The following is a 22,754-nucleotide window of genomic DNA, read 5'->3' as shown; positions in this document are numbered from 1 at the left end:
GTGTTGACCCTTGCGTACTTTGACCGGCTGGGCGTGCCCAGGCTGTCATGACCTCAAGCTCTCGAACCGCCCGGTGCGGACCCGCATGCCGGGTGGTGTGGCAGGGGTGCAGCCGATAATGGCTGCCCCCTATGCCGATTGAAAGAGTCTGGATACCACGTCAGGGCTGCATGGGCACGCCCGTGGGTTGGATCCAGCCCATCCAATAACTGACCAACACCACCACAAAGAGCAGGATGGAAAACCCAACCCGAAACGCCAGTGCCCGCGCCATGTGGTTCTTGCGAGGCGATGCCTCGCTGTCTGCCGGGTTTGCTGTGCCTCCACGCATCATGAAAAGCAATGCAGCGCCAAGGCTGCCGAGAATGGCGATGAACGCGGCAATGACAAGGTATTTCATGCGTCAGATTATCGGGTTCTTTCTGACGGGCATGGGAGCAAGGGCATGAGTTCCCGATCCGGTCGTTTCTGGGTGGTCACCCTGGCCACCGCACTCACCATGGCCATGACCGCATCGTTGGGTGTGTGGCAGCTGGGGCGGGCATCGCAAAAGCAGGCGCTGCAGAGCCAGGTGAATCAGCGCAGTGAATTGCCTCCCTGGACCGAGCGCGACCTGCTGGAAGCGGGGGACCCGAAAGCCGGTCTGCACCGCGCGGTACAGCTCCAAGGCCAATGGGTTGCAGAGGCCAACGTCTTCTTGGATAACCGCCAGATGGACGGTCGGGTGGGTTTCTTTTTGGTCACGCCGCTGCGGCTATCGGGGAGTGATCGGGTCATCTTGATCCAGCGTGGCTGGGTGCCACGCGACTTCACCGACCGCAGCCGTGTGCCGGCGGTTGAAACCCCTGAAGGTTTGGTTTACGTCGAAGGACGCTTGGCCCCAGCGCCAGGCAAGCTTTTTGAACTCGGCGCGGCAGGTGCCGGGCCGATCCGGCAAAATATCGACGTCGCTGAGTTGTCGCAGGAAACGGGGCTTGCCCTGCTGGATTTTTCCGTTCTGCAAACCGGCGATCCAACCGATGGACTGCAGCGCAACTGGCCCCGCATCACCGAAGGCGTGCACAAACACCACGGTTATGCGTTTCAGTGGTTTGGTTTGTGTGCCCTCGCAGGCATTTTGTATGTCTGGTTCCAATTCATCTCTCCCCGCCGAAAGCGCACCCTCCATGGCCCAGACGCCCGATGAACCCTTGACGATGACCGTGCACAGCCTGCCCCAGCTGGATCAGAGCAGTGCGCGTTCCGCAGCCAGCACCCGCGCCGGGCGCTGGAAAATGCTCGCTTTGCTGCTGGTCAGTGCGGCCCCCGTGGTGGCTTCCTACTTCATGTATTACGTGGTGCGCCCAGAGGGACGGCGCAATTATGGTGAATTGGTCAATCCCCAGCGCCCGTTGCCGGCTTTCACGGGCATCGATACACAAGGTCAATCCGTGCCGCTTGCGCAGCTCAAAGACCAGTGGTTGCTCATCAGCGTGGCCGACAGCGCATGCGACGCTGCATGCCAGGAACACTTGTACTTGCAGCGGCAGTTGCGAGAAACTCTGGGCAAAGAAAAGGACCGGCTTGACTGGGTGTGGTTGCGCACAGGCGCGGCGCCGTTGACCGAAGCGCTGCAGCAGGCCACCGCGCCTGCGGTCGTGCTGCAGGTCGATGCCGCGCAGCTGGCCACCTGGCTGGAGCCCGCACCCGGGCAACGGCTGGAGGACCACCTCTATGTGGTGGACCCGCTTGGGAACTGGATGATGCGCTTCCCGGCCAATCTGGATGCCAAACAGGCCAAGCGCGACCTCGACCGGTTGTTGCGTGCTTCGGCGTTCTGGGACAAGGCAGGCCGGTGATGGGGTCACCAGCACTCCACGCGCACAGCGCTGCGCAGGTTCCTAGGATGAAACAAGCCACTCGCTCACTTCTTTCGCTGCCCACCAAGGAGGTGCGTCAGTGCCCCCGTGCGGCCGGGCGCCACTGACATGGAAACACAAGCCTTGTACGATTTCGCGCCCATCGCGCGGCTGATGTTGCTGGGGGTGGTGATGGCCCTGGGCCCGCTGGCCTGGGTGTGGGTGCGCAACCGCCACGCGCCGCCGGCTCAGCGCCTGCGCATGCTGACCCTGGTGACGTTGTTTCTGACTTTCGACCTCGTGTTGTTTGGAGCCTTCACCCGGCTCACCGACTCCGGCTTGGGATGCCCTGACTGGCCTGGCTGCTATGGCAGTGCCAGTCCGGTTGGCGCCAGCAGCGCCATTGCTGCTGCACAGGAAGCCATGCCCACGGGACCGGTGACGTTTTCCAAGGCCTGGATCGAGATGATCCACCGCTACCTGGCCACGGCGGTGGGGGTGTTGATTCTGGTGTTGGCCAGCGTCAGCTGGGTCGAGCGCCGCAAACTCTCGGTGTCGTATGTCTGGCCGTTGGTCACGCTGATCTGGGTGTGCCTGCAAGGCGCTTTCGGTGCACTCACGGTGACCATGAAACTGTTTCCCGCCATTGTCACCCTGCATTTGCTGGGTGGCATGGCGCTGCTGGCGCTGCTGCGCGCGCAGGCCACGGGCTACGCACTGGCCGCCCCAGGTGGTCCACCACCCATACCCTTGCACGCCAACACCCGGCTCGCTCTGGGTCTGGTGTACGGTTTGTTGTGGATTCAGATTGCACTCGGTGGATGGGTGAGCACCAACTATGCAGTGCTCGCCTGCAGCGACTTCCCTATGTGCCAGGGCAGTTGGTGGCCGGACATGGACTTTCAGCACGGGTTCTCGTTGTGGCGCGAGCTGGGCCAAAACCGGGCCGGTGAAGCCATTGCCTTCCCGGCCCTGACTGCCATCCATTATGTGCACCGGCTCAGTGCTTGGGTGGTGTTTACCGCCTTGTTCTGGCTGGTCTGGCGCTTGTGGTCGGTGGTCGCCCTGCGGCCCACCGCACGCTGGCTGGTCGGCTTGGCCCTGTGGCAGTTTGCCAGCGGTTTGACCAATGTGGTGCTCGACTGGCCGTTGCTGGCCGCCGTAGGGCACACGGGAGGCGCGGCCGCGCTCGTGGTGGTCATGACCAGCGCCATTTTCAGTACCCGCACCGCCCATGAACCTGTGGATGCCACTGCATTCACCACCTCTCGACCGATCTGATGAGCACCGCGTCTTCCAACCCCACTGCCGTTGCCTTGCCATCTGCCTGGCGGCAGTTCTATGCGCTCACCAAGCCGCGCGTGATCCAGCTCATCGTGTTTTGTGCGCTGATCGGTATGGTGCTGGCCGTTCCGGGCTTGCCCACCTGGGCGCAGGTGCGGCTGGCTGCCATCGCATCGCTGGGCATCTGGCTGGTGGCGGGGGCGGCCGCTGCTTTCAACTGTGTGGTCGAACAGCAAATTGACGCCAAGATGAAGCGCACCGCCTGGCGCCCCACCGCCAAAGGCGAGCTGTCCAACCTCAAGACGCTCACGTTTTCAGCCGGGCTGTGTGCGCTGGGGTCGGGCATTCTTTACTTCTGGGTCAACCCGCTCACGATGTGGCTGACCTTTGCCACCTTTGTGGGTTACGCGGTGATCTACACCGTGATTCTGAAGCCCTTGACACCGCAAAACATCGTCATTGGCGGGGCCTCTGGTGCCATGCCGCCTGTGCTGGGCTGGGCGGCCATGACCGGTGTCGTGTCGCCGGAAGCGCTGATTCTTTTCCTGATCATTTTTCTTTGGACGCCGCCGCACTTCTGGGCACTGGCGCTGTACCGGGTGGAAGACTATCGCAAGTCCGGCCTGCCCATGCTGCCGGTCACGCACGGCTCTGAATTCACCCGCTTGCAGATTTTTCTCTACACTTTGGTGCTGTTTGCAGCTTGCCTCATGCCCTTTGTGATGCGCATGAGCGGCTGGTTTTACCTTGCCGTAGCGGTGGCCTTGAGCATAGGCTTCACCGGTTACGCCTACGTGCTGTGGCGCGACTACTCCGATGCGCTGGCGCGCAAAACCTTCCGCTTCTCCCTGATCCATTTGTCGCTGCTGTTCGCGGCACTGCTGGTCGATCATTATCTATGACCACCCCGGTGACAGGGCGAGCCACCACAGGGAATAACCCTGACCAGACTTGCGGCCCGCAGCGAGGTTTTTCATCTCAGCCCGTAATACACGACATGCCCTCGACTTACCTGAATCGCCGCCACGCCCTGGTTTTGGGTGCCTCGGCCTTGGCTCTGGCCGCCTGCGGTGAAAACAAACCGGCGTTCACGGGCATCGACATCACCGGTGCCGACTACGCCACCGGGTTCTCGTTGACCGACCACAACGGGCAACCACGCACGCTGGCCGACTTTCAGGGCAAGGCGGTGGTGATTTTTTTTGGCTTCACCCAGTGCCCCGACGTGTGCCCCACGTCGCTGGGCGAGCTGGCCGAGGCCCGGCGTTTGCTGGGTGCTGACGGCGAGCGGTTGCAGGGCCTGTTCGTCAGCATCGATCCCGAGCGCGACACGCCCGAGATCATGAAGGAGTACATGGCCAACTTTGACCCGAGTTTTCTGGCCCTGTACGCGGCCCCCGATGCCTTGCCCGCGCTGGCCAAGAGCTACCGCATCTACTACAAAAAAGTGCCTGGCAGCACCCCCACGAGCTACACCATGGACCACTCGGCGGGCAGCTACGTGTACGATGCCAAAGGCCGTGTGCGCCTGTACCACCGCTACGGCAGCGGTGCGCAGGCGTTGGCCGATGACGTGAAGCGCCTGCTGAACGAGTAACGTCCGGCCGAAACAAAAGCCCAGCTTTAAACGACAACGGCACCTTGGAGGTGCTGTTGTTGTTTGGGGTTTTTGGTCAGCGCGTCAGTCGACCTTCGCGCCGCTGATTTTGACCATCCGTTCGTACTTGCTGCGTTCACGCGCCATGAACGCTTCAAACTGCTCCGGTGTGCTCGGAGCTGGTTCGGCCATCAGGGCAGCGAAGCGGGTCTTTACCTCGGGCGAGCGCAAGGCCTCGGTGAAAGCCGCATTGAGCTTGCGCACGGTGTCGGCCGGCGTGCCGGCTGGTACCACCAGGCCCCACCAGGTGTCAATTTCAAAACCGGGCAGGGTGTCTGCAACGGGTGGCACTTCGGGCATGGCCGCAACGCGCTGCGCGGTGGTGACCGCCAATGGCTTCAGCTTGCCCGATCGGATGTTGGGTGCAGCGGTGGCCAGGTTGTCAAAGTTGAAATCGACCTGACCCGACAGCAGACCCAGCTGTGCTGGGTTGCCGCCGTTGTACGGAATGTGCAGCGCAAAAATTCTCGCCTGGTTCTTGAACATTTCACCCGCGAGGTGGCCCGCGCTGCCATTGCCACCCGAGCCGTAGTTGAGCTTTCCAGGGTTGGCCTTGGCGTAGGCAATCAGGTCGGTCAGGCTGTTGATGTTCAGCCGTTGTGCCGCATCGGCATTCATCACCAGCACGTTGGGCACCCGCAGCATTTGCGTGACCGCCGAGAAATCTTTGGCTGGGTCGTAGGGCAGTTTGCTGAACAGCCACGGGTTGATGCCGTGCGACGCGGTGGTGGCAATACCCAGCGTCAAGCCGTCGGGCGCGGCCTTGGCTGCGGCGCTCACGCCAATGTTGCCGCCCGCACCGGGGCGGTTGTCAATGATCACGGTGCCGAGCGTTCCCTTGACCGCTTCGGCCAGAATGCGTGCCGTCACGTCAATCGGGCCACCCGCCGCGAAGGGCACCACGATACGTGTGGTGGCCGCGGGCTGCGCCAGACTCACCGCAGGCAGTGCCAACGCAGACGCGCTCAAGGCGATGGACGTGATGAGGTGGCGGCGGTGCAGCATGTTCAGGTCTCCGGTATGTAACGAAACAAAAAAGAGCACGGCGGGCGGTTGCTGATCCGTTTTCGACAGCGATGCCGTCCGCTGAGGTCAAGTGGGTCAAACTTTGTCGGCCGCACTGGTGAACGAGTCGGCAAAAAATTCTTCGGGTGGCAAGCCCGCTTGCGCGCTGAAGTCGGTACGGGCCGACTCCACCACGATGGGTGCACCGCAGGCATACACCTGATGGCCTGAGAGATTGGGGAAGTCTTGCAGCACGGCCCGGTGCACAAAGCCCGTGCGTCCGGTCCACTGGTCTTCGGGCTGTGCGTCTGACACCACCGGCACATAACGCAGGTGGGGCATGCTGGCCAGCTGGGCTTCGATCCAGGCGCTCTGGTACAGATCGGCAGGGCGGCGGCCGCCCCAGTACAGCGTGGTGGGGCGGTTAATGCCCTTGAACTGCATGTGTTCGATGATCGCCTTGATGGGTGCAAAGCCCGTGCCCGAGGCCAGAAAAATCAAGGGCTTTGGGCTGTCTTCGCGCAGGTAGAAGCTGCCATAGGGCCCTTCAATGCGCAAGATGTCCTTTTCCTTCAGGGCACCAAACACGTGGTCGGTGAACTTGCCACCGGGCATGTGCCGCAAATGCAGTTCCACGGACGGCTGGACCGCCTGCGTGTGCGGGGCATTGGCCATGGAATAGCTGCGCCGGTCGCCGTCGCGCAGCAAAAATTCCACGTACTGGCCTGCGTGGTACTGAAAGGCGTCGCTGGCCGGGAGCTGCAGGCGCAGCACGATCACGTCGTGCGAAGCGCGTTCGAGTGCGCTCACGCGCACCGGCATTTTTTTGATGGGAAACGCACCGGCTTCGGTCACTTGGCGCGATTCGAGCACCACATCGCTTTGCGCCACACCGCAGCAAGTCAGCACGTAGCCAGCGGCCTCTTCGTCGGCGCTGAGCGCTTTGGCCTGGTGCGCGCCATGGTTCACGCTGCCCGACAACAGCTTGCATTTGCACGAGCCGCAGGCGCCGTCTTTGCAGCCGTAAGGCAGGCCAATGCCCTGGCGAATGCCGGCGGCCAAAATGGCTTCGTTGGGTTGAGATTCAAAGGTGCGTCCGCTGGGCTGAACGGTGATGGTGAATGTCATACAGTCTGGGTGTTGAGGTGCCTTCGGTGTGCCGCAGCCGCACCGGTAATTTTCCATTGTCGCAAATTCGGAATTCGCATGAGCCTACTTGGCGCTTTGCCCGCACGCTTTCGGCGTGAGCGGGTCCTGATCATTGGCTGTGGCGATGTCGGCCAGCGCGCTGCCCGCGTGCTCGGCGGTGGTGCGCGCGCCCGCATTCTGGCCCTGACCTCGTCGCCCGAACGTTGTGCCAGCCTGCGCGCGCAGGGCATCACACCGCTGCTGGGCAACCTGGACGACGCGCACAGTCTGCAGCGACTGGCTGGCCTGGCCACCCGGGTGCTGCATCTGGCGCCGCCGCCCTCGGGCGAACAGACCGACTGGCGGCTGGACCCGCGCACCCGCGCCCTGGTGCGTGTGCTGGCGCAGCGCTCGGTGCCCGCAGCGTTGGTGTATGGGTCTACCAGCGGGGTCTATGGCGACTGGCAGGGCCGCTGGGTCAGCGAAGCCACGCCTGCCCAGCCGCGCACGCCGCGCGCCTGGCGCCGGGTTGACGCCGAAACCGCGGTGCACTGGCTGGGCAGCGCCACCGGTGTGCGCACCAGCGTGCTGCGCATTCCGGGCATTTACGCGCCCGACCGGGCCGGCGGCACCCCACGCGAGCGCCTGTTGCGAGGCACGCCCGTGCTGCGCGAAAGTGATGACGTGTACACCAACCACATTCACGCACACGATCTGGCCCGCGCTTGTGTGCTGGCGCTGTGGCGCGGGCGGCCGCAGCGCAATGTGAACGTGGTGGACGACACCCAACTGAAAATGGGCGACTATTTCGACCTGGCCGCCGATCTCTATGGCCTGCCTCGCCCGCCCCGTATTGGGCGCGATGCGGCGGGCGACCAGCTGCCGCTGATGCTGCTGAGCTTCATGAGCGAATCGCGTCGCCTGCACAACGAGCGCATGAAAACCGAATTGCGCCTTCGCCTGCAGTACCCCACCGTGGCCGAGGGGTTGGCTCAGCCCGGTTGAGCGGTGCGCCGGGTCAGGCGGCTGGCGCGATGGTGCTCAGCAGCCAGCCGGTGTAGGCCAGGTAGGCCGCCAGCAGCGCACCGGCTTCCCAGCGGTTGATGCGGCCCTGGCGTCCGCGAAAGCCCCAGCCCATCACGAACAGCACCAGTGTCAAACCCGCCATCACAGGCAGATCGCGGGTGATTGAGGCGGCCTCTATGTTGATGGGGGCAATCGCACCCGCAATACCCACCACCGCCAGCGTGTTGAACAGATTTGAGCCCAACACGTTGCCCAGCGCGATGTCGTGCTCGCCCTTGCGCGCAGCCGCCACACACGACGCCAGTTCGGGCAGGGAGGTGCCCACGGCCACCACCGTCAGGCCAATGATCAGGTCGCTGACACCCAGCGACTGCGCAATGCTCACGGCGCCCCAAACCAGCAGGCGCGAACTGGCCACCAACACCAGCAGGCCCACCACCAGCCACACCAGCGAACGATTCAGCGGCATCGCATGCGCTTTCAGCTCGGTAGCCGTTTCAACGGCCAGCGCATCGCCGCCGCCGCGCATACCTTCCACGATGGACCAGGTCACCAGCACGCCAAACACCGCCAGCAGCACCCAGGCGTCCAGCCGGGTGATCTGGCCGTCCCACACCAGGTAGGCCGACAACGCCGTGACGGCAGCCAGGATGGGCAGTTCTTTGCGCAAAATCATCGAGTGCACGATGATGGGCGAGATCAGGGCCGTCACCCCCAGAATCAGCGCGATGTTGACGATGTTGGAGCCCCAGGCGTTGCCCAGCGCCAGCCCCGGGTTGCCTTGACTGGCCGCCAGGGTGGACACCACCATCTCGGGCGCCGAGGTGCCAAAACCCACAATCAGCATGCCCACCAGCAAGGGTGGCACCGAATAGTGGCTCGCGGTGGACGAAGCGCCTTCGACAAAACGGTCGGCACTCCAGACCAGCAAGGCAAGGCCGACGAGGATGGCAAGAGAGGGCAGCAGCATGGTGACGGTGCGCAGCGGCAGGGTGTTGGACAATGGGTATTCTCTCAGGCTCTTTTGGCCTGTTCCACCGCAGGGCCACATGTTTACTCCCCGCTCCTCAAGTTCCGAGACCGCTGCCTACAGTGCCCCCATGCGCTGGCGCGTGGGGGTTGCTGTGGGGGTGGCGGCCTTGATGTTGCTGTTGGTGTGGTGGTGGCGCCCAGTGTTGCTGATGCCGGGTACGCGTGTGTTGGTCATGCAGGGGGGCGACCCCTATGTGCGGGCGCTCATGCGCACCATCTCCGCGAGTGAGTCGAATGTGTTGCGTCCTTACCACGTTCTCTACGGCGGCGGTTATGTCTGGACGCTGGACAAGCACCCCAACCGCTGCGAGCGCATCGGGCGCGGCCCCAACAAAGGCAATTGTTCTACGGCCGCTGGGCGCTACCAATTGTTGGCGGGTACTTGGGTGGAACTGGCTGCACGCCACCACCCCGAACGCACCAACGACCCCCTGGACGCCATGCAACTGAGTTTTGCTCCGATCTACCAAGACACGGTGGTGTACGCCTGGTTGTCTGAGCCCCGCTGGGGCAACCTGTCTGCACAGCTGCGCCAGGGGCAGGTGCAGCCGGTGTTGCGGCGACTCTCGGGTACCTGGACCAGCCTGGGCTACGGGATTGAAAACAACAGCATGAGCCGTGAGCTGCCCCGCGTGTACCAGCGTGTGCTGCAAGACGAGCTGGAGCGTGCGCCCAAAACAGCCCTTTCAACGCCTGACGCACAGCAAAAAGGCCGTGCAGCTGTCGCTGCACGGCCTTGATTTGGTGCCCAGGGCCGGACTCGAACCGGCACGCCTTGCGGCGGGGGATTTTGAGTCCCCTGCGTCTACCAATTTCACCACCCGGGCGGTAATTCGCAAGCCCTGAATTATGGCACAGTGTTGACCATGAACTACCCGACCATTGAAGACGCGATTGGAAAAACCCCGCTTGTGGCCTTGCAGCGCATTGGCTCAGCGGAAAACGTAGCCCGTGGCAACGTGATTCTGGGCAAGCTGGAGGGCAACAACCCGGCCGGATCGGTGAAAGACCGGCCTGCGGTGTCCATGATTCGGCGGGCCGAGGAGCGGGGCGATATCCAGCCCGGTGACACCCTGATTGAAGCCACTTCGGGCAACACCGGCATCGCACTGGCCATGGCGGCCGCCATCAAGGGTTACCGCATGGTGCTGATCATGCCGGAGGACTTGTCCATTGAGCGGGCCCAAACCATGAAGGCGTTTGGGGCAGAACTGATCCTCACGCCCAAGAGCGGCGGCATGGAGTCGGCCCGCGATCTGGCCGACCGCATGCAGGCCGAAGGCAAAGGGCGGGTGCTGGACCAGTTTGCCAACGCCGACAATCCCCGCATCCACTACGAGACCACCGGCCCCGAGCTGTGGGAGCAAACGGCTGGGCGCATCACCCATTTCGTGAGCGCCATGGGTACCACCGGCACCATCACCGGCGTGTCGCGTTTCCTGAAAGAAAAGAACCCGGCGGTTCGCATTGTGGGTGCCCAACCCAGTGAAGGTTCCCGCATCCCGGGCATTCGCAAATGGCCACAGGAATACCTGCCCAAAATTTACGACCCCAGCGCCGTGGACGAACTGATTTACGTGAACCAGGCCGATGCAGAAGACATGTGTCGCCGCTTGGCCCGTGAAGAGGGCATCTTTGCCGGTATCTCGGCGGCGGGTGCTTGCTGGGTGGCTCAGCAGGTGGCGCAGCAGGTGGAAAACGCCACCATCGCCTTTGTCGTGTGTGACCGCGGCGACCGCTACCTGTCAACCGGTGTGTTCCCCGCTTGATGGGGCGTTTTACACGGCCACTGGCTGCTCAGGCCACGGTCACATTCAAAAACAAAGGCTGATGGCATGAACACCGAGTTCCGGTTTTGCCCGTCTTGCGCAGGGCCGCTGGCCCTCATCGGCAAAGAGGAGGACGGTGGCTTGACCCAGCGCTTGCGCTGCGCGGCCTGTGGTTTTACCCACTGGAACAACCCCACGCCGGTGCTGGCGGCCATTGTCGAAGTGGACGGCATGGTGCTGCTGGCGCGCAATGCCGCCTGGCAAAACCGCATGTTTGGCCTCATCACCGGTTTCATGGAGGCCGGCGAGACCCCCGAAGACGGTATTCGCCGGGAAATTGCCGAAGAAACCAGCTTGCAGGTGAGCCGGCTGAGTTTGGTGGGTGTGCACGATTTTCAGCGCATGAACCAAGTTCTCATCACCTACCACGCAGTCGCGTACGGCGAGGTTCGCCTCTCACCAGAACTGGTCGAATACAAATTCCTGCGGCCTGAGCAGGTGCGTTGCTGGGGCGCCGGTACCGGCCTTGCGTTGGCCGACTGGCTGCGCGGTCGGGGCATTGAGCCCGTGTTTATGGGATCACCGTCCACCAGCGATTGATCGACTCCAGATTTAGAGCCTTCGCAAAACCGTGCTTTGTGCACGCCAACCGGGTTCTGGCCGGTCTTTGCTGGTGGGGTGGGGTGCCTGCCCGCTTAGAATCAGCCATTCTGAGGAACTCCCATGCAAGCCGACAAAGAACTCGATGCCCGTGGCCTGAACTGCCCGCTGCCTATTTTGAAGGCCAAGAAGGCGCTTGCTGACATGCAAAGCGGCCAGACCTTGTGCGTGATTTCAACCGATACCGGTTCGGTTCGTGACTTTCAGGCTTTCGCCAAACAGACGGGCAATGAACTGCTGGAACAGCAGACCGTGGGCAGTGACCATTTCACGCTCTTGAAACGCCGCTGACAGGCACGCTGGTTTTTGAACCGGACCAGCTTCTTCATTGCGATTGCGCACAACATGGAAATCTTGCTGGTTGACCCTTTGGTGCCCGAAGCCTTGAGCTGGCTTCAAGAGCGTCACGAAGTCAGCTACCGCCCCGAGCTTGGTGACGATTCGATCGAGTTGCGCAAGAGCATGTACAAGACGCGTGCTGTTGTGTTACCTGCCCACGTGATCGTGTCGCAGGAGTTTCTCGACTTCTCGCCCAAGCTGGCGTTGATTGCGCGCATGCAGGTTTCCAGCGACAACACCGATCTTGAGGCCTGCGCACGCCGCCAGGTGCGGGTGGTCCAGGCACGCAGTGCTGCCGTTCGTTCCAACGCCGAGTACGTGCTCTACGGGCTGCTCATGCTGTACCGCCGCGGCATGATCAGTGCTTTGCTGGGGCGCAAGATTTCGCAGGTGCGCATGGGCCGTGAACTCGCGGGCAGCACCGTGGGCCTGCTGGGTTTGGCGCCAGTGGCGCACACCCTGGCGCCCATGCTCAAAGGCTTGGGTGTGCGACTGCTGGGCTACGATCCGGCGGTGCACCAAGCTGCGCCCATCTGGGACAAACTGGGTGTTGAGCCCACCACGGTGCAAGACCTGCTCGCCCGTTCTGACGCGGTGTCGCTTCAGGTGGTGTATGCCTCACGTTTCAAAGGCTGGATCGGCGAGCGGTTGCTCAACCACTGCAAGCCAGGACAATTGTGGGTCGGGTTGAGCCGCAGTTCGCTGTTTGACCCGGAGTCTCTGGCCCAAGCCTTGTCCGATGGACGCATCGACGCCTGTCTTCTGGATGGCGCCAACCCCCGTTTTGCGGCCGAAGGCACCCCGTTGCATGGGTTGTCCAACTTGCACCTGACACCGCGCCTGGGCTCACACACGCGCGAAGCCAAGTTGCGTGCGAGTTGGTATGTGGCGCACCGCATCCATGAATGCCTGTCGCCGCAGGCGCCGCGTTCTGAAACCCGGTACAGCGACTTTGCTTCACTGGATGGCCTGGACGGTGCCGATCATGAAGTACCGCAAGCAGCGTCTCCGTCTCAATGGGGCTCGCTGGATCTTCTCAGACGCTGAAATCCCCTTGAAACCGGGCCCGCTGAAGCAGTGCCCGGATCGTTCCGTACGGACCGTTCAGGTCCCCAGCCGGGCCAGCTGCTCGCGCACCTTGGCCAGCGTGGCGGTGAAGTCGGCCACCCGCTTCTTTTCCTGGTCAATCACCGCTGGTGGCGCTTTGGCCACAAACGCCTCGTTGGCCAGCTTCGCGCCCGCCTTGGCAATTTCACCTTCCAGGCGGGCGGCTTCTTTGCCCAGGCGCAGCTTCTCGGCCGCCACGTCAATTTCCATGAACAGGCACAGGCGTGCCTCGCCCACCACCGCCACGGGGGCCGATTGCGCTGCCGCAGCCCAGGCGGCCTCGTCGTCAAACACCTTCACCTCGCTGAGCTTGGCCAGCGCCTGCAGCACCGGCCCGGCGCCCTGCATGAAGGCGGTGTCGCCCAGCACGTACAGCGGCAGGCGGGTGGCGGGTGACACGTTCATTTCACCGCGCAGGTTGCGGCAGGCGTCCACCAGGCTTTTGAGCTGGGTCACATGGGCTTCGGCCACCGGGTCGATGCGCTCGGGCTGGCTCACCGGGTACGTGGCCACGCTGACCGACGGCCCGGCGCGTCCGGCCACCGGCGCTACTTTTTGCCAGAGTTCTTCGGTGATGAACGGAATGACCGGGTGCGCCAGGCGCAGGATGGTCTCCAGCGTGCGAATGAGCGTGCGGCGCGTGGCGCGCTGCTGCGCCGCGTTGCCGGTGTTGATCTGCACCTTGGCGATTTCCAGATACCAGTCGCAGAACTCGTTCCACACAAAGTCGTAGACCGTGTTGGCCACGTTGTCCAGCCGGTATTCGGCAAAGCCACGGGCCACGTCGGCCTCGACATGCTGCAAACGGGAGACGATCCAGCGGTCGGGCTGGCTGAATTCAAGGTAGCCGCCCGGCAGGCATTCCGCCGCGCCGTGTTCTTTCAGTCCGCAGTCCTGGCCCTCGCAGTTCATCAGCGTGAAGCGGGTGGCGTTCCAGAGCTTGTTGCAGAAGTTGCGGTAGCCCTCGCAGCGCTTGCTGTCGAAGTTGATGCTGCGCCCCAGCGAGGCGAGCGCTGCAAAGGTGAAGCGCAGTGCGTCGGCACCGTAGGCCGGAATGCCGTCGGGGAATTCTTTTTCGGTCTGCTTGCGCACCTTGGGCGCCGTTTCGGGCTTGCGCAGGCCGGTGGTGCGCTTGTCCAAGAGCGGTGCGAGCGAAATGCCGTCGATCAGGTCCACCGGGTCGAGCACGTTGCCTTCGCTCTTGCTCATCTTCTGGCCCTGCGCGTCGCGCACCAGGCCGTGAATGTAGACGTGCTTGAACGGCACGCGGCCGGTGAAATGGGTCGTCATCATGATCATCCGGGCCACCCAGAAGAAGATGATGTCGTAGCCCGTCACCAGCACGGTGCTGGGCAGGTAGAGGTTGTAGTCGTCGGTGGGTTTGTCGCCTTGTTCAGGCCAGCCCATGGTGGAGAAGGGCACCAAGGCGCTGGAATACCAGGTGTCCAGCACGTCTTCGTCGCGCGTGAGCACCTTGCCTGCACCCGCCTGGGCCTGTGCTTCTTCCTGGTTGCGCGCCACGTACACTTGGCCCTGCTCGTCGTACCAGGCTGGGATCTGGTGGCCCCACCAGAGCTGGCGGCTGATGCACCAGTCCTGGATGTTGTTCATCCACTGGTTGTAGGTGTTGACCCAATTTTCGGGCACGAAGGTCACCTCGCCCGACTGCACAGCCGCGACCGCCTTGTCGGCGATGGACGTGCCGCTGGTGTTGTGTTCATTGCCCTTGCTGGTCATGGCCACAAACCACTGGTCGGTGAGCATGGGTTCGATCACCTGGCCGGTGCGGGCGCAGCGTGGCACCATCAGTTTGTGTTTCTTGACTTCGACCAGCAGGCCTTCAGCCTCCAGCTGGGCCACGATCTGCTTGCGCGCGACGAAGCGGTCCAGCCCAACGTAAGTAGCCGGGATGTCAGCCGCTTCGGCGGCAGATACCTTGGCCTCCAAGCTGAAGATGGTCAGCATGGCCAAGCCGTGGCGCTGGCCGACCTGGTAGTCGTTCGGGTCGTGCGCCGGTGTGACCTTCACCACGCCGGTGCCAAACGCCTTGTCCACATACGCGTCGGCGATCACAGGCACGAGGCGCCCGGTGATGGGCAGTTTGACTTGCTGGCCGATCAGGTGGGTGTAGCGTTCGTCCTCTGGGTGCACCATCACGGCGGTGTCGCCCAGCATGGTTTCGGGTCGGGTGGTGGCGACCACCAGCGATTCATCCGAGCCATCCACCGGGTAACGAATGTGCCAGAGCGAGCCGTCCTCTTCCTCGCTCTCCACCTCCAAATCCGACACCGCCGACATCAGCACCGGGTCCCAGTTCACCAGGCGCTTGCCACGGTAGATCAGGCCCTGCTGGTAGAGCTGTACAAAGGTCTCGGTCACGACCTTGCTGAGCTTGGGGTCCATGGTGAAGTACTCGCGGCTCCAGTCCACCGAGTCGCCCATGCGGCGCATCTGCGTGGTGATGGTGTTGCCGCTTTCTTCCTTCCATTCCCAGACCTTGGCGACGAAGTTCTTGCGCGCCTCGGCCGGCGTGGGGCCCATGTCGTGGCGGCTGATGCCTTTTTCCTGCAGCTGGCGCTCCACCACGATCTGCGTGGCGATGCCGGCGTGGTCGGTGCCGGGTACCCACACCGTGTTGGCGCCGCTCATGCGGTGGTAGCGCGTGAGCGAGTCCATGATGGTCTGGTTGAACGCGTGGCCCATGTGCAGCGTGCCGGTCACGTTCGGTGGCGGCAGCTGGATGGCGAACGACGGTGCGCCTTCTGCTGGGGCCCCGGTGCCCCGAAAACCGGCCACCCCATAGCCACGCCGTTCCCATTCCGGGCCCCAGTGGGCTTCGAGCGCGGCGGGCTCGAACGATTTGGACAAGGAAAGCAGGCCGGGTTGGTGCAGGGTGTCGGACATGGGATGGGCGCAAAAAATGAAACGGCGCTCCGCAGGGCGCCGTCATGGGAAAGCTTGGGAATGGGCTGATTTTATTCGACCGGTCACCCCAGGCCGCGTCTCCCCGCGCGGGGTGTGTGTCCCCACCCCGGACCTGTCGAACCGCTGCGGTTGGGCTTCACACATGCCTGCATCGGGTGGATGCATCGTTGTCAATGGGCTTGGCTGAATAGCCTGAGGCAATGCGCCGAATAGCCCAGAACAATTAGACGGGCCTTTCGACCCGGCGTAACGTTGTGGCGTCTCATCGGGTCTCGGCACCTGCCGAACCGCCTGCTGGGTCTTTCTTCAACCACGAACAGGAGACCAACATGCCCGCATTGAAAGGCTCGAAAACCGAGCAATGCCTGAAAGACGCCTTCTCCGGCGAATCGCAGGCCAACCGCCGCTACCTGTATTTCGCCAACAAGGCCGACATCGAGGGCCAGAACGACGTGGCCGCGCTGTTCCGATCCACCGCCGAAGGTGAAACCGGCCATGCCCACGGTCACCTGGAGTTCTTGGAGCAGTCGGGCGATCCCGCCACCGGTATGCCGATCGGTTCCACCCGCGACAACCTGGCGTCGGCTGTGGCCGGTGAGACCCACGAGTACACCGACATGTACCCCGGCATGGCCAAAACCGCCCGCGAAGAAGGTTTTGACGAAGTGGCCGACTGGTTTGAAACCCTGGCCAAGGCCGAGCGCTCGCACGCCAACCGCTACCAGAAAGCCCTGAACGAATTGGTGGATTGACCCACCCCCGCCGCGCTGCGCGCGACCCCCTCAAGGGGGCAACGCTGGCGGCCCGGCGGAGCCGGTTCCGCGGCGTTCCAGGACGCCGTTTTTGAAAGTGTTTTGTGGAACGCTTTCAAAAACCCACGAAAAACCCGCACAGACGAGGAGACACAACATGGCCACCGAAGGCAACCTGCAAGCGCCGACCCGGCACGCGCTGGACTGGAAAAACCCCGACTTCTACGACGAAGAAAAATGCTTTGACGAGCTGGAGCGCATTTTTGACATTTGCCACGGTTGCCGCCGCTGTGTGAGCTTGTGCGGTTCCTTCCCCACGCTGTTTGACCTGGTGGATGAGAGCCAGACCATGGAGGTTGATGGCGTTGACAGGACGGACTACTGGAAGGTGGTGGACCAGTGCTACATGTGCGACCTGTGCTACATGACCAAGTGCCCGTACACCCCGCCGCACGAATGGAACCTGGATTTTCCGCACACCATGTTGCGCGCCAAGGCCATCAAGTTCAAAAAAGGTGAGGTGGGTGCGGCCGAGAAGTTTCTGGCCTCTACCGATGTGCACGGCCAGTTGGCGGGCATTCCCATCGTGGTGCAGGCGGTCAACGCACTGAACAAAACCAAGGTGATGCGCAACGTGATGGAAAGCGTGGCGGGCGTGGACAAGGACGCCTGGCTGCCCGAGCTGGCCACCCAAAAATTCCGCTCTGGCACGCCCGAAGCCAAGGCCACTGCCGTGGTGGACGGCGCCAAGACACCGGGCAAGGTGGCCATTTTTTCCACCTGCTACATCAACTACAACGAGCCCGGTATTGGCCTGGACCTGCTGAAGGTGCTCGACCACAACGATGTGCCTTATGTGATTGTGGACAAGGAAAAGTGCTGCGGCATGCCCAAGCTGGAGCTGGGCGACCTGGCATCGGTGCAGGCCAGCAAAGAGGCCAATATCCCGGTGCTGGCCCGATACGCGAAAGACGGCTACGCCATCCTGGCGGCGGTGCCCAGTTGCGCGCTCATGTTCAAGCAAGAAATCCCGCTCATGTTCCCTGACGACGCCGATACCCAACTGGTGAAAAAACACATGTGGGACCCGTTTGAATACTTCATGGCCCGCAAGCGCGATGGCCTGTTGAAGACGGAGTTTCCGCAAAAACTGGGCAACGTGAGCTACCAGATTCCGTGCCATGGCCGGGTGCAAAACATCGGCAAAAAAACCGAAGAAATGCTCAAGATGGTTCCGGGCACCACGGTCAACACCATTGAGCGGTGTTCGGGTCACGCGGGCACCTTTGGCGTCAAAAAAGCCACCCACCAGACCGCCATGAAGATCGGTAAGCCGGTGTTCAAGGCCATGGCCAGCATGAAAGACGGCAGCAAGCCCGACTTCATCAGTTCCGACTGTCCGCTCGGTGGCCACCACATTGCCCAGGGCTTTGAGGTCAACGGTCTGGGGGCGCCCGAGTTGCAGCACCCGATCAGCCTGATGGCCAAGGCCTACGGATTGAAGTGACGCGCGCGTCAGCGGTGCAGCCCACGCACGGCCCGGGCCCCGTTTCACGTTCTAGATGGAGAAAGAAATGCAACTCACCGGCAACATCACCCCAGACAACCTCATGAGCCTGGAGGCTTATACCAAGTGGCGCAAGCTGCACAAGCCTGGAATCATGGCGCACCGCAAGCTGCGCAGTGCGGTCTTGGGCGAGCACCTGAACCTGCAGTTTGAGTGCGAGACCACCATCCGCTACCAAATACAAGAGATGCTGCGTATTGAAAAGATTTTTGAGGAAGAGGGCATTCAGCAAGAAATTGACGCCTACGCCTCGCTGGTGCCCGACGGCAGCAACTGGAAGGCCACCCTGATGATCGAGTACACCGACATCCATGAGCGCAAGCGCGAGCTGGCCCGGTTGATCGGTGTGGAAGACCGCCTGTTTGTGGAAGTGGAAGGCCATGCCCGGGTGTACGCCATTGCCGACGAAGACCTGGACCGCGAAAACGCCGAAAAAACCAGTGCGGTGCATTTTGTGCGGTTTGAACTGACGCCGGCCATGCGCGCGTCGGTCAAGGCCGGTGGCGCGGTCAAGCTGGGTTGCGACCACACCCACTACCCGGCCCACATGCAGATTCCGCCCGAAACCCTGGCCAGCTTGGCGGGCGATTTGCGCTAGCACACCCCGGCAACGGTTGCAGCGTTGTGGGTGTTGCTGGCGCAACCGTCAGCGGTAACGCTTGACCCGGATCAGCGACTGGAACGCAGCACCCACAAGGGCGCCCAAGACCGCACCGACCATCAATCCGGGCCAGCGGATACCCATCAGCAAAAACAGCACAGTCAGTACAAGTGCCGCAACAGCGGGCCTGACCAACAGCATCTTCCACCCCTGCCTGCGACGTATACGGCTGGCCATGGGTTCATGTTCCCCGCTGCAGTAGTTGCAAATCCTTGAAAAACTCATGCGCAAACAATGAGGACACAACATCGACCACCCCCTTTTTTTTGTAAAAAAATGATTCTTTCAGAAATTTCGTCTGTTTGTGATTTGTGACACGTATTCATGTCAATGGAACGTCTGGGTTGTTGTGTGTACGCATCTTTTGACCGGTTGCCGCCAATAACGTCTGACCGGCCAACGGTGGCGGGCTTCGTTGAGCAGGTTGTCCATGGGGTGGCGTGGATGTAAACAGGCGGAACTTGACAAGTATTCAAGTCCAGCCGGATGACCAAAATGACCTGAATCGGCACAGCAAGTAAAAAAAATAGACCATTGACCTATCCTGCGTGCTTTTGCTACCATGGTGAACATTCATTCACTTTTGACCTTCCGGCAACCGCACACCCCATGTCAGACACCAAGCACCTCAACGCCCTACGGGTGTACTGGCACGATCACAAGGCATTTCCGTCCATGGCCAAACTGGCCCAGGTGCTGGGCCTGGCCTCGTCGGGTGGTGTGTTCAAGGTGATTGGTCGCCTGGTGGATACCGGGTACCTGGAGCGTTTGGATGGACGCATCGCGCCAACCCGCCAATTTTTTGCACTGCCTGTCATGGGTAGCGTGCGCGCGGGTCTGCCACAGCCAGCAGACCAGAGCGCTGGCACTGAGTTCGTCGGCGTCGAGGACTACCTGATCCGCCACCCAGAGCGCACGGTGTTTTGTCGTGTGCGGGGCGATTCGATGAAAGACGCGGGCATGAACGACGGCGACATGGTGGTCGTCGAACGCAACCGGCCTACAAAGCCCGGCGACATCGTGGTAGCGCTGGTGGACAGCGAGATGACCATGAAGTACCTCTACCCGCTGCAGGGCTCGGGATGGGTGCTCAAACCCGCGAACCCAGACTATCCCGACATCGTGGCGCAGCAGTCGCTTGAGGTGCTGGGGGTGGTGGTGGGTCTGTTCAGGCGCTGCGACTGAGCAGGCCGAACACCCGCATTGTCAACACTGGAGAGAATCACATGAGCATCAAAGCCTTGATACGCAAATGGACTGGCCGCGGTGGCGCCATCAACCGCGCTACCTGCACCCGCGATGTGTGCCGCCTGAGTGCCATTGCCATGGCTTCGCGGGTGTCGGTGTGGGATCTGGATTGATCCGTGACTTGGAAAGGAGTGAGAAATGCAACTGGGTTACACCATTCTGTACGTCGAAGACGTCAAACGCAGCGTGTTGTTCTACCAAGCGGCGTTTGGCCTGAAGGTCAAGTTCCTGCATGACGCTGGGGACTTCGGGGAGTTGGATACGGGCACCACGTCGCTGGCTTTCTCTTCAAGGCAGTTGATGGCGGCGCTGAACAAAAACCCCAGCATGCCCAACCCCCAGGCACCCTGTTTTGAAATTGCGTTCACAACGGACGACGTGGCCAGTGCTTTGGCGCGAGCGCTGGAGTGCGGTGCCACGCTGGTGCAGCCACCGGAGCAAATGCCTTGGGGACAAACCGTGGCCTATGTGGCCGATCTCGACGGTTTTTTGGTCGAACTGTGCACGCCGATGGGTGGCGTTGAATGAGCACCCCCCCAAGCGGGGGATGGCGCTGGCGCTTGCGGCGTTCTATTGTCAAACACAGGAGGCAACCATGAACCACACGCCAACGCATACCCTGCACCAGTTGCCCCGTGCGCCCATACCTACTTACACAGAGATGAGGGCCGATGCCCATGAGGGCCGTGCACGCAATCGGTGTCACCGGTGTGGCGCTACGGCCTACAAAACGCTGATAGCGCGCGATGCCGCGGGAGACATGCGTCCATCGGGTCGGTACCAGTGCGTTCAATGCCGACTTGAATTTTCTCTGGTAAGTCAGTGGCGAGAGGGCATTTCGCCCATGTCAGCGTGAGCGCAGCCACCAGGGTCCAGCTGTGCAACGCCCCTCGGTTGCTGGGTGAACAAGGGCTGTGGGCGTATAAGCTGCATTCCACGGTGCGCGCGGGTTTTCCGTCGCCCGCCGAAGACTTTGAGGGTCAGCGCATCGACGTGCTGGAGCGTCTGGTCAAACACCCCCAGGCTACGTACAGCATGAAGGTGCGTGGTGAGTCCATGCGCGAGGCGGGAATCTTTGATGGCGATGTGCTCCTGGTGGACCGTGCCATCAAGCCCAGCCACGGCCACATTGTGGTGGCGGTGGTGGATGGCGACTTCACCGTCAAGACCTTGCACCAGCGTGACGGGCGCATGCACCTCAAAGCCGCCAATCCCACCTTTGTAGATATCACGCCCACAGAGGGCCAGACGGTCGAGGTCTGGGGGGTGGTCATTGCCGCGATCAAGCAGTTCAAGTCATGATGGACGTGAGCAGATCGGTAAAAAGCATAAAACATGGCGTCACCGCTCTATGCCTTGGTGGATGGCAATAACTTCTATGTCTCGTGTGAGCGGGTGTTCCGACCTGGCCTGAACGGCCAACCGGTGGTGGTGCTCTCGAACAACGACGGCTGCGCCATCGCACGCTCGAACGAGGCAAAAGCGCTGGGCATCGCCATGGGGGCACCCTGGTTCAAAATTCGTCACATGCAGGAGTCCCATGGACTGGTGGCCCTATCGGCCAATTTTCCGCTGTATGGCGATCTGAGCGACCGCATGATGAGCCTGGTGGCCGGGCTCGGGCACCACCAGGAGATTTATTCCATCGACGAGTCCTTTGTTGACCTCTCCGGCGTGCGCGGTGACCTGCTCAAGCGCAGCCGCACCATCCGCGAGCGGGTGCTGCAGTGGGTGGGTATTCCGTGCTGCATTGGCATCGGCCCGACCAAGACCCTCGCCAAGCTGGCCAACCACATCGCCAAGAACGCCGAGCGCAAGCCTGGCAGCTATCCGGCCGGGCTGGCCCAGGTCTGCAACCTGGCTGCCATGGACCGGGCCACGCTGGAGTCGGTGCTGGCTGCGACCGCTGTCGATGAGGTATGGGGCGTGGGCCGCCAAATTGTGGCGCAGCTCAAAAAAGGTGGCATCCACACGGTGCTGGATCTGTCACGCATCGACCTGGGCACCGTTCGCCAGCGCTGGTCGGTGGTGCTGGAGCGCACGGTACGGGAGTTGCAAGGCCAGCCCTGCGTGGGCCTGGAAGACGCCGTGTCCGACAAACAGCAGATTGCCTGTACACGTTCATTTGGCCGCGTGGTGAGTGCCCTGGGCGATCTGAGTGAGGCCGTGAGTGAATTTGCCAGCCGGGCGGCCGAGAAGCTGCGCCGCCAAGACGGCCAGGCCTGCCAGGTGCTCACCTTTGTGCGCACCAGCCCTTTTCGGGATGACCCGCAGTACAGCCGCTCCATCGTGGTGCCGCTGCGCCGGCCCACATCTGACACCACCCGGATCGTGCAAGCGGCGCTGGCCGGTCTGCAGGCGATTTACAAGCCGGGCTATTTGTATGCGAAGGCCGGGGTGGTGCTGCTGGAGTTGCAGCCGGCATCGGTACAACAGACGGAACTGGGTCTGGAGCCAGACGAGGACCAGAACAAAGGCCGACTGATGGATGTGCTGGACGGCTTGAACCGGCGTTATGGCCGGGGCACGGTCCTGCTGGCCAGCACCGGGCTGGCGGGAGATCGGCGGCCGTGGTCGATGAAGCAGGAGCTGCGCACACCGCAGTACACAACGCGGTGGGAGGACATGCCCGTGGTGCATGCGTGACGGGCATGTGAGCCACGGCACGGGTGGCAATGAGTCACATAGATTCAGAGACGCAAGTGATGAGTCGTCTCGGCCGGTTCGGCGTCGGTATTGCCCTGCCGGATGACATT

The 22,754-nt window shown here is 62.2% G+C and carries 25 protein-coding genes and 1 tRNA gene; 19 read left to right on the top strand and 7 right to left on the bottom strand.

Going from position 1 to position 22,754, the window contains the following annotated elements; all coding sequences use genetic code 11:
* Window positions 1-160: 160 nt before the first annotated feature.
* Window positions 161-400, bottom strand: a complete 240-nt coding sequence (locus tag Q7J58_RS09390; RefSeq protein WP_304826661.1) for a twin transmembrane helix small protein — start codon at window positions 398-400, stop codon at window positions 161-163.
* A 45-nt stretch (window positions 401-445) separates the two neighbouring features.
* On the opposite strand from Q7J58_RS09390, the gene Q7J58_RS09385 reads away from it, so the two are divergent.
* From Q7J58_RS09385 to Q7J58_RS09365, 5 genes are all read left to right on the top strand, one after another.
* A complete protein-coding gene (locus Q7J58_RS09385) occupies window positions 446-1,186 on the top strand; it encodes an SURF1 family protein (RefSeq protein ID WP_304826658.1) in 741 nt (246 codons plus the stop codon).
* The gene (locus Q7J58_RS09380) at window positions 1,167-1,838 is read left to right on the top strand and encodes a hypothetical protein (protein WP_304826655.1); all 672 of its coding nucleotides are present in this window, start codon (window positions 1,167-1,169) and stop codon (window positions 1,836-1,838) included. The genes Q7J58_RS09385 and Q7J58_RS09380 overlap by 20 nt, the downstream gene beginning before the upstream one ends.
* Window positions 1,839-1,967: 129 nt before the next feature.
* Complete coding sequence (locus tag Q7J58_RS09375; protein WP_304826652.1) at window positions 1,968-3,119, top strand: COX15/CtaA family protein; 1,152 nt, start codon at window positions 1,968-1,970, stop codon at window positions 3,117-3,119.
* Window positions 3,119-4,024 (top strand): heme o synthase, encoded by a 906-nt coding sequence (gene cyoE / locus Q7J58_RS09370; protein ID WP_304826649.1) that lies wholly within the window; start codon window positions 3,119-3,121, stop codon window positions 4,022-4,024. The genes Q7J58_RS09375 and cyoE overlap by 1 nt, the downstream gene beginning before the upstream one ends.
* A 95-nt stretch (window positions 4,025-4,119) precedes the next feature.
* Window positions 4,120-4,719 carry an SCO family protein gene (locus tag Q7J58_RS09365; protein WP_304826646.1) on the top strand — a complete coding sequence of 200 codons (600 nt, stop codon included), beginning with the start codon at window positions 4,120-4,122 and terminating at the stop codon, window positions 4,717-4,719.
* An 84-nt stretch (window positions 4,720-4,803) separates the two neighbouring features.
* Here Q7J58_RS09365 and Q7J58_RS09360 read toward each other — a convergent pair whose 3' ends face one another.
* Window positions 4,804-5,784 (bottom strand): tripartite tricarboxylate transporter substrate binding protein, encoded by a 981-nt coding sequence (locus Q7J58_RS09360; protein ID WP_304826643.1) that lies wholly within the window; start codon window positions 5,782-5,784, stop codon window positions 4,804-4,806.
* A 96-nt stretch (window positions 5,785-5,880) separates the two neighbouring features.
* Window positions 5,881-6,912 carry a CDP-6-deoxy-delta-3,4-glucoseen reductase gene (locus Q7J58_RS09355; protein ID WP_304826640.1) on the bottom strand — a complete coding sequence of 344 codons (1,032 nt, stop codon included), beginning with the start codon at window positions 6,910-6,912 and terminating at the stop codon, window positions 5,881-5,883.
* A gap of 78 nt (window positions 6,913-6,990) precedes the next feature.
* Between Q7J58_RS09355 and Q7J58_RS09350 the strand changes: the two genes are divergently transcribed.
* Complete coding sequence (locus Q7J58_RS09350) at window positions 6,991-7,917, top strand: SDR family oxidoreductase (protein WP_304826638.1); 927 nt, start codon at window positions 6,991-6,993, stop codon at window positions 7,915-7,917.
* Window positions 7,918-7,930: 13 nt separating this feature from the next.
* Here the strand turns inward: Q7J58_RS09350 and Q7J58_RS09345 are convergent, their stop codons facing one another.
* Window positions 7,931-8,941, bottom strand: coding sequence for a calcium/sodium antiporter (locus Q7J58_RS09345; protein WP_304826636.1), 1,011 nt, complete (start codon window positions 8,939-8,941; stop codon window positions 7,931-7,933).
* 97 nt (window positions 8,942-9,038) lie between these two features.
* On the opposite strand from Q7J58_RS09345, the gene Q7J58_RS09340 reads away from it, so the two are divergent.
* Window positions 9,039-9,710 carry a glycoside hydrolase family protein gene (locus Q7J58_RS09340; protein WP_304826634.1) on the top strand — a complete coding sequence of 224 codons (672 nt, stop codon included), beginning with the start codon at window positions 9,039-9,041 and terminating at the stop codon, window positions 9,708-9,710.
* 2 nt (window positions 9,711-9,712) lie between these two features.
* On the opposite strand, the gene Q7J58_RS09335 is transcribed toward Q7J58_RS09340, so the two are convergent.
* A tRNA-Leu gene (locus tag Q7J58_RS09335) sits at window positions 9,713-9,797 on the bottom strand.
* A gap of 39 nt (window positions 9,798-9,836) precedes the next feature.
* Here Q7J58_RS09335 and cysM point away from each other — a divergent pair.
* From cysM to Q7J58_RS09315, 4 genes are all read left to right on the top strand, one after another.
* Window positions 9,837-10,739 carry a cysteine synthase CysM gene (gene cysM, locus Q7J58_RS09330; protein ID WP_304826632.1) on the top strand — a complete coding sequence of 301 codons (903 nt, stop codon included), beginning with the start codon at window positions 9,837-9,839 and terminating at the stop codon, window positions 10,737-10,739.
* 66 nt (window positions 10,740-10,805) lie between these two features.
* Window positions 10,806-11,339: an NUDIX domain-containing protein gene (locus Q7J58_RS09325; RefSeq protein WP_304826630.1), complete on the top strand. Its 534-nt coding sequence runs from the start codon at window positions 10,806-10,808 to the stop codon at window positions 11,337-11,339.
* A 123-nt stretch (window positions 11,340-11,462) separates the two neighbouring features.
* Window positions 11,463-11,690 (top strand): sulfurtransferase TusA family protein, encoded by a 228-nt coding sequence (locus Q7J58_RS09320; protein WP_304826627.1) that lies wholly within the window; start codon window positions 11,463-11,465, stop codon window positions 11,688-11,690.
* 54 nt (window positions 11,691-11,744) lie between these two features.
* Window positions 11,745-12,785, top strand: a complete 1,041-nt coding sequence (locus tag Q7J58_RS09315) for an NAD(P)-dependent oxidoreductase (protein WP_304826624.1) — start codon at window positions 11,745-11,747, stop codon at window positions 12,783-12,785.
* Window positions 12,786-12,842: 57 nt separating this feature from the next.
* Here Q7J58_RS09315 and Q7J58_RS09310 read toward each other — a convergent pair whose 3' ends face one another.
* Window positions 12,843-15,749 carry a valine--tRNA ligase gene (locus tag Q7J58_RS09310; RefSeq protein ID WP_304826621.1) on the bottom strand — a complete coding sequence of 969 codons (2,907 nt, stop codon included), beginning with the start codon at window positions 15,747-15,749 and terminating at the stop codon, window positions 12,843-12,845.
* Between the two features lie 350 nt (window positions 15,750-16,099).
* Here Q7J58_RS09310 and Q7J58_RS09305 point away from each other — a divergent pair, with 350 nt between their 5' ends.
* From Q7J58_RS09305 to Q7J58_RS09295, 3 genes are all read left to right on the top strand, one after another.
* On the top strand, window positions 16,100-16,522 hold the full coding sequence (locus Q7J58_RS09305; protein WP_304826618.1) for a rubrerythrin family protein: 423 nt from the start codon (window positions 16,100-16,102) through the stop codon (window positions 16,520-16,522).
* Between the two features lie 157 nt (window positions 16,523-16,679).
* On the top strand, window positions 16,680-18,029 hold the full coding sequence (locus Q7J58_RS09300; protein WP_304826615.1) for a heterodisulfide reductase-related iron-sulfur binding cluster: 1,350 nt from the start codon (window positions 16,680-16,682) through the stop codon (window positions 18,027-18,029).
* Window positions 18,030-18,096: 67 nt separating this feature from the next.
* Window positions 18,097-18,687, top strand: a complete 591-nt coding sequence (locus Q7J58_RS09295) for a DUF3501 family protein (protein WP_304826611.1) — start codon at window positions 18,097-18,099, stop codon at window positions 18,685-18,687.
* Window positions 18,688-18,735: 48 nt separating this feature from the next.
* Here the strand turns inward: Q7J58_RS09295 and Q7J58_RS09290 are convergent, their stop codons facing one another.
* Window positions 18,736-18,927 (bottom strand): hypothetical protein, encoded by a 192-nt coding sequence (locus Q7J58_RS09290; protein ID WP_304826609.1) that lies wholly within the window; start codon window positions 18,925-18,927, stop codon window positions 18,736-18,738.
* A 432-nt stretch (window positions 18,928-19,359) separates the two neighbouring features.
* Here Q7J58_RS09290 and Q7J58_RS09285 point away from each other — a divergent pair, with 432 nt between their 5' ends.
* The 5 genes from Q7J58_RS09285 (at window position 19,360) to Q7J58_RS09265 (ending at window position 22,644) form a co-directional block, all read left to right on the top strand.
* Window positions 19,360-19,935, top strand: a complete 576-nt coding sequence (locus tag Q7J58_RS09285) for a LexA family transcriptional regulator (protein WP_304826606.1) — start codon at window positions 19,360-19,362, stop codon at window positions 19,933-19,935.
* 41 nt (window positions 19,936-19,976) lie between these two features.
* Window positions 19,977-20,111, top strand: a complete 135-nt coding sequence (locus Q7J58_RS09280; protein ID WP_304826604.1) for a hypothetical protein — start codon at window positions 19,977-19,979, stop codon at window positions 20,109-20,111.
* Between the two features lie 25 nt (window positions 20,112-20,136).
* Window positions 20,137-20,526, top strand: coding sequence for a VOC family protein (locus Q7J58_RS09275; RefSeq protein ID WP_304826601.1), 390 nt, complete (start codon window positions 20,137-20,139; stop codon window positions 20,524-20,526).
* A gap of 369 nt (window positions 20,527-20,895) precedes the next feature.
* Window positions 20,896-21,300, top strand: coding sequence for a translesion error-prone DNA polymerase V autoproteolytic subunit (umuD, locus tag Q7J58_RS09270; RefSeq protein ID WP_304826667.1), 405 nt, complete (start codon window positions 20,896-20,898; stop codon window positions 21,298-21,300).
* Between the two features lie 33 nt (window positions 21,301-21,333).
* A complete protein-coding gene (locus Q7J58_RS09265; protein WP_304826598.1) occupies window positions 21,334-22,644 on the top strand; it encodes a Y-family DNA polymerase in 1,311 nt (436 codons plus the stop codon).
* Window positions 22,645-22,754 lie beyond the last annotated feature (110 nt).

The organism is Hydrogenophaga sp. (assembly GCF_030656115.1).
In the GTDB taxonomy this organism is placed as follows: domain Bacteria; phylum Pseudomonadota; class Gammaproteobacteria; order Burkholderiales; family Burkholderiaceae_C; genus Hydrogenophaga.
Note: the sequence above shows the minus strand (reverse complement) of the source record. Positions and strands in the feature narration are given on the sequence as shown.

What these genes read in the sequence shown, in the direction of transcription:
- Q7J58_RS09340 (WP_304826634.1), top strand. Translation starts at nt 9,039, where the DNA reads ATGCGCTGGCGCGTGGGGGTTGCTGTGGGGGTGGCGGCCTTGATGTTG.
- cysM (WP_304826632.1), top strand. Translation starts at nt 9,837, where the DNA reads ATGAACTACCCGACCATTGAAGACGCGATTGGAAAAACCCCGCTTGTG.
- cyoE (WP_304826649.1), top strand. Translation starts at nt 3,119, where the DNA reads ATGAGCACCGCGTCTTCCAACCCCACTGCCGTTGCCTTGCCATCTGCC.
- Q7J58_RS09265 (WP_304826598.1), top strand. Translation starts at nt 21,334, where the DNA reads ATGGCGTCACCGCTCTATGCCTTGGTGGATGGCAATAACTTCTATGTC.
- Q7J58_RS09355 (WP_304826640.1), bottom strand. Translation starts at nt 6,912, where the DNA reads ATGACATTCACCATCACCGTTCAGCCCAGCGGACGCACCTTTGAATCT.
- Q7J58_RS09360 (WP_304826643.1), bottom strand. Translation starts at nt 5,784, where the DNA reads ATGCTGCACCGCCGCCACCTCATCACGTCCATCGCCTTGAGCGCGTCT.
- Q7J58_RS09320 (WP_304826627.1), top strand. Translation starts at nt 11,463, where the DNA reads ATGCAAGCCGACAAAGAACTCGATGCCCGTGGCCTGAACTGCCCGCTG.
- Q7J58_RS09365 (WP_304826646.1), top strand. Translation starts at nt 4,120, where the DNA reads ATGCCCTCGACTTACCTGAATCGCCGCCACGCCCTGGTTTTGGGTGCC.
- Q7J58_RS09375 (WP_304826652.1), top strand. Translation starts at nt 1,968, where the DNA reads ATGGAAACACAAGCCTTGTACGATTTCGCGCCCATCGCGCGGCTGATG.
- Q7J58_RS09290 (WP_304826609.1), bottom strand. Translation starts at nt 18,927, where the DNA reads ATGGCCAGCCGTATACGTCGCAGGCAGGGGTGGAAGATGCTGTTGGTC.
- Q7J58_RS09295 (WP_304826611.1), top strand. Translation starts at nt 18,097, where the DNA reads ATGCAACTCACCGGCAACATCACCCCAGACAACCTCATGAGCCTGGAG.
- Q7J58_RS09280 (WP_304826604.1), top strand. Translation starts at nt 19,977, where the DNA reads ATGAGCATCAAAGCCTTGATACGCAAATGGACTGGCCGCGGTGGCGCC.
- Q7J58_RS09380 (WP_304826655.1), top strand. Translation starts at nt 1,167, where the DNA reads ATGGCCCAGACGCCCGATGAACCCTTGACGATGACCGTGCACAGCCTG.
- Q7J58_RS09315 (WP_304826624.1), top strand. Translation starts at nt 11,745, where the DNA reads ATGGAAATCTTGCTGGTTGACCCTTTGGTGCCCGAAGCCTTGAGCTGG.
- Q7J58_RS09300 (WP_304826615.1), top strand. Translation starts at nt 16,680, where the DNA reads ATGGCCACCGAAGGCAACCTGCAAGCGCCGACCCGGCACGCGCTGGAC.
- Q7J58_RS09385 (WP_304826658.1), top strand. Translation starts at nt 446, where the DNA reads ATGAGTTCCCGATCCGGTCGTTTCTGGGTGGTCACCCTGGCCACCGCA.
- Q7J58_RS09350 (WP_304826638.1), top strand. Translation starts at nt 6,991, where the DNA reads ATGAGCCTACTTGGCGCTTTGCCCGCACGCTTTCGGCGTGAGCGGGTC.
- Q7J58_RS09310 (WP_304826621.1), bottom strand. Translation starts at nt 15,749, where the DNA reads ATGTCCGACACCCTGCACCAACCCGGCCTGCTTTCCTTGTCCAAATCG.
- Q7J58_RS09275 (WP_304826601.1), top strand. Translation starts at nt 20,137, where the DNA reads ATGCAACTGGGTTACACCATTCTGTACGTCGAAGACGTCAAACGCAGC.
- Q7J58_RS09305 (WP_304826618.1), top strand. Translation starts at nt 16,100, where the DNA reads ATGCCCGCATTGAAAGGCTCGAAAACCGAGCAATGCCTGAAAGACGCC.
- Q7J58_RS09285 (WP_304826606.1), top strand. Translation starts at nt 19,360, where the DNA reads ATGTCAGACACCAAGCACCTCAACGCCCTACGGGTGTACTGGCACGAT.
- Q7J58_RS09325 (WP_304826630.1), top strand. Translation starts at nt 10,806, where the DNA reads ATGAACACCGAGTTCCGGTTTTGCCCGTCTTGCGCAGGGCCGCTGGCC.
- Q7J58_RS09390 (WP_304826661.1), bottom strand. Translation starts at nt 400, where the DNA reads ATGAAATACCTTGTCATTGCCGCGTTCATCGCCATTCTCGGCAGCCTT.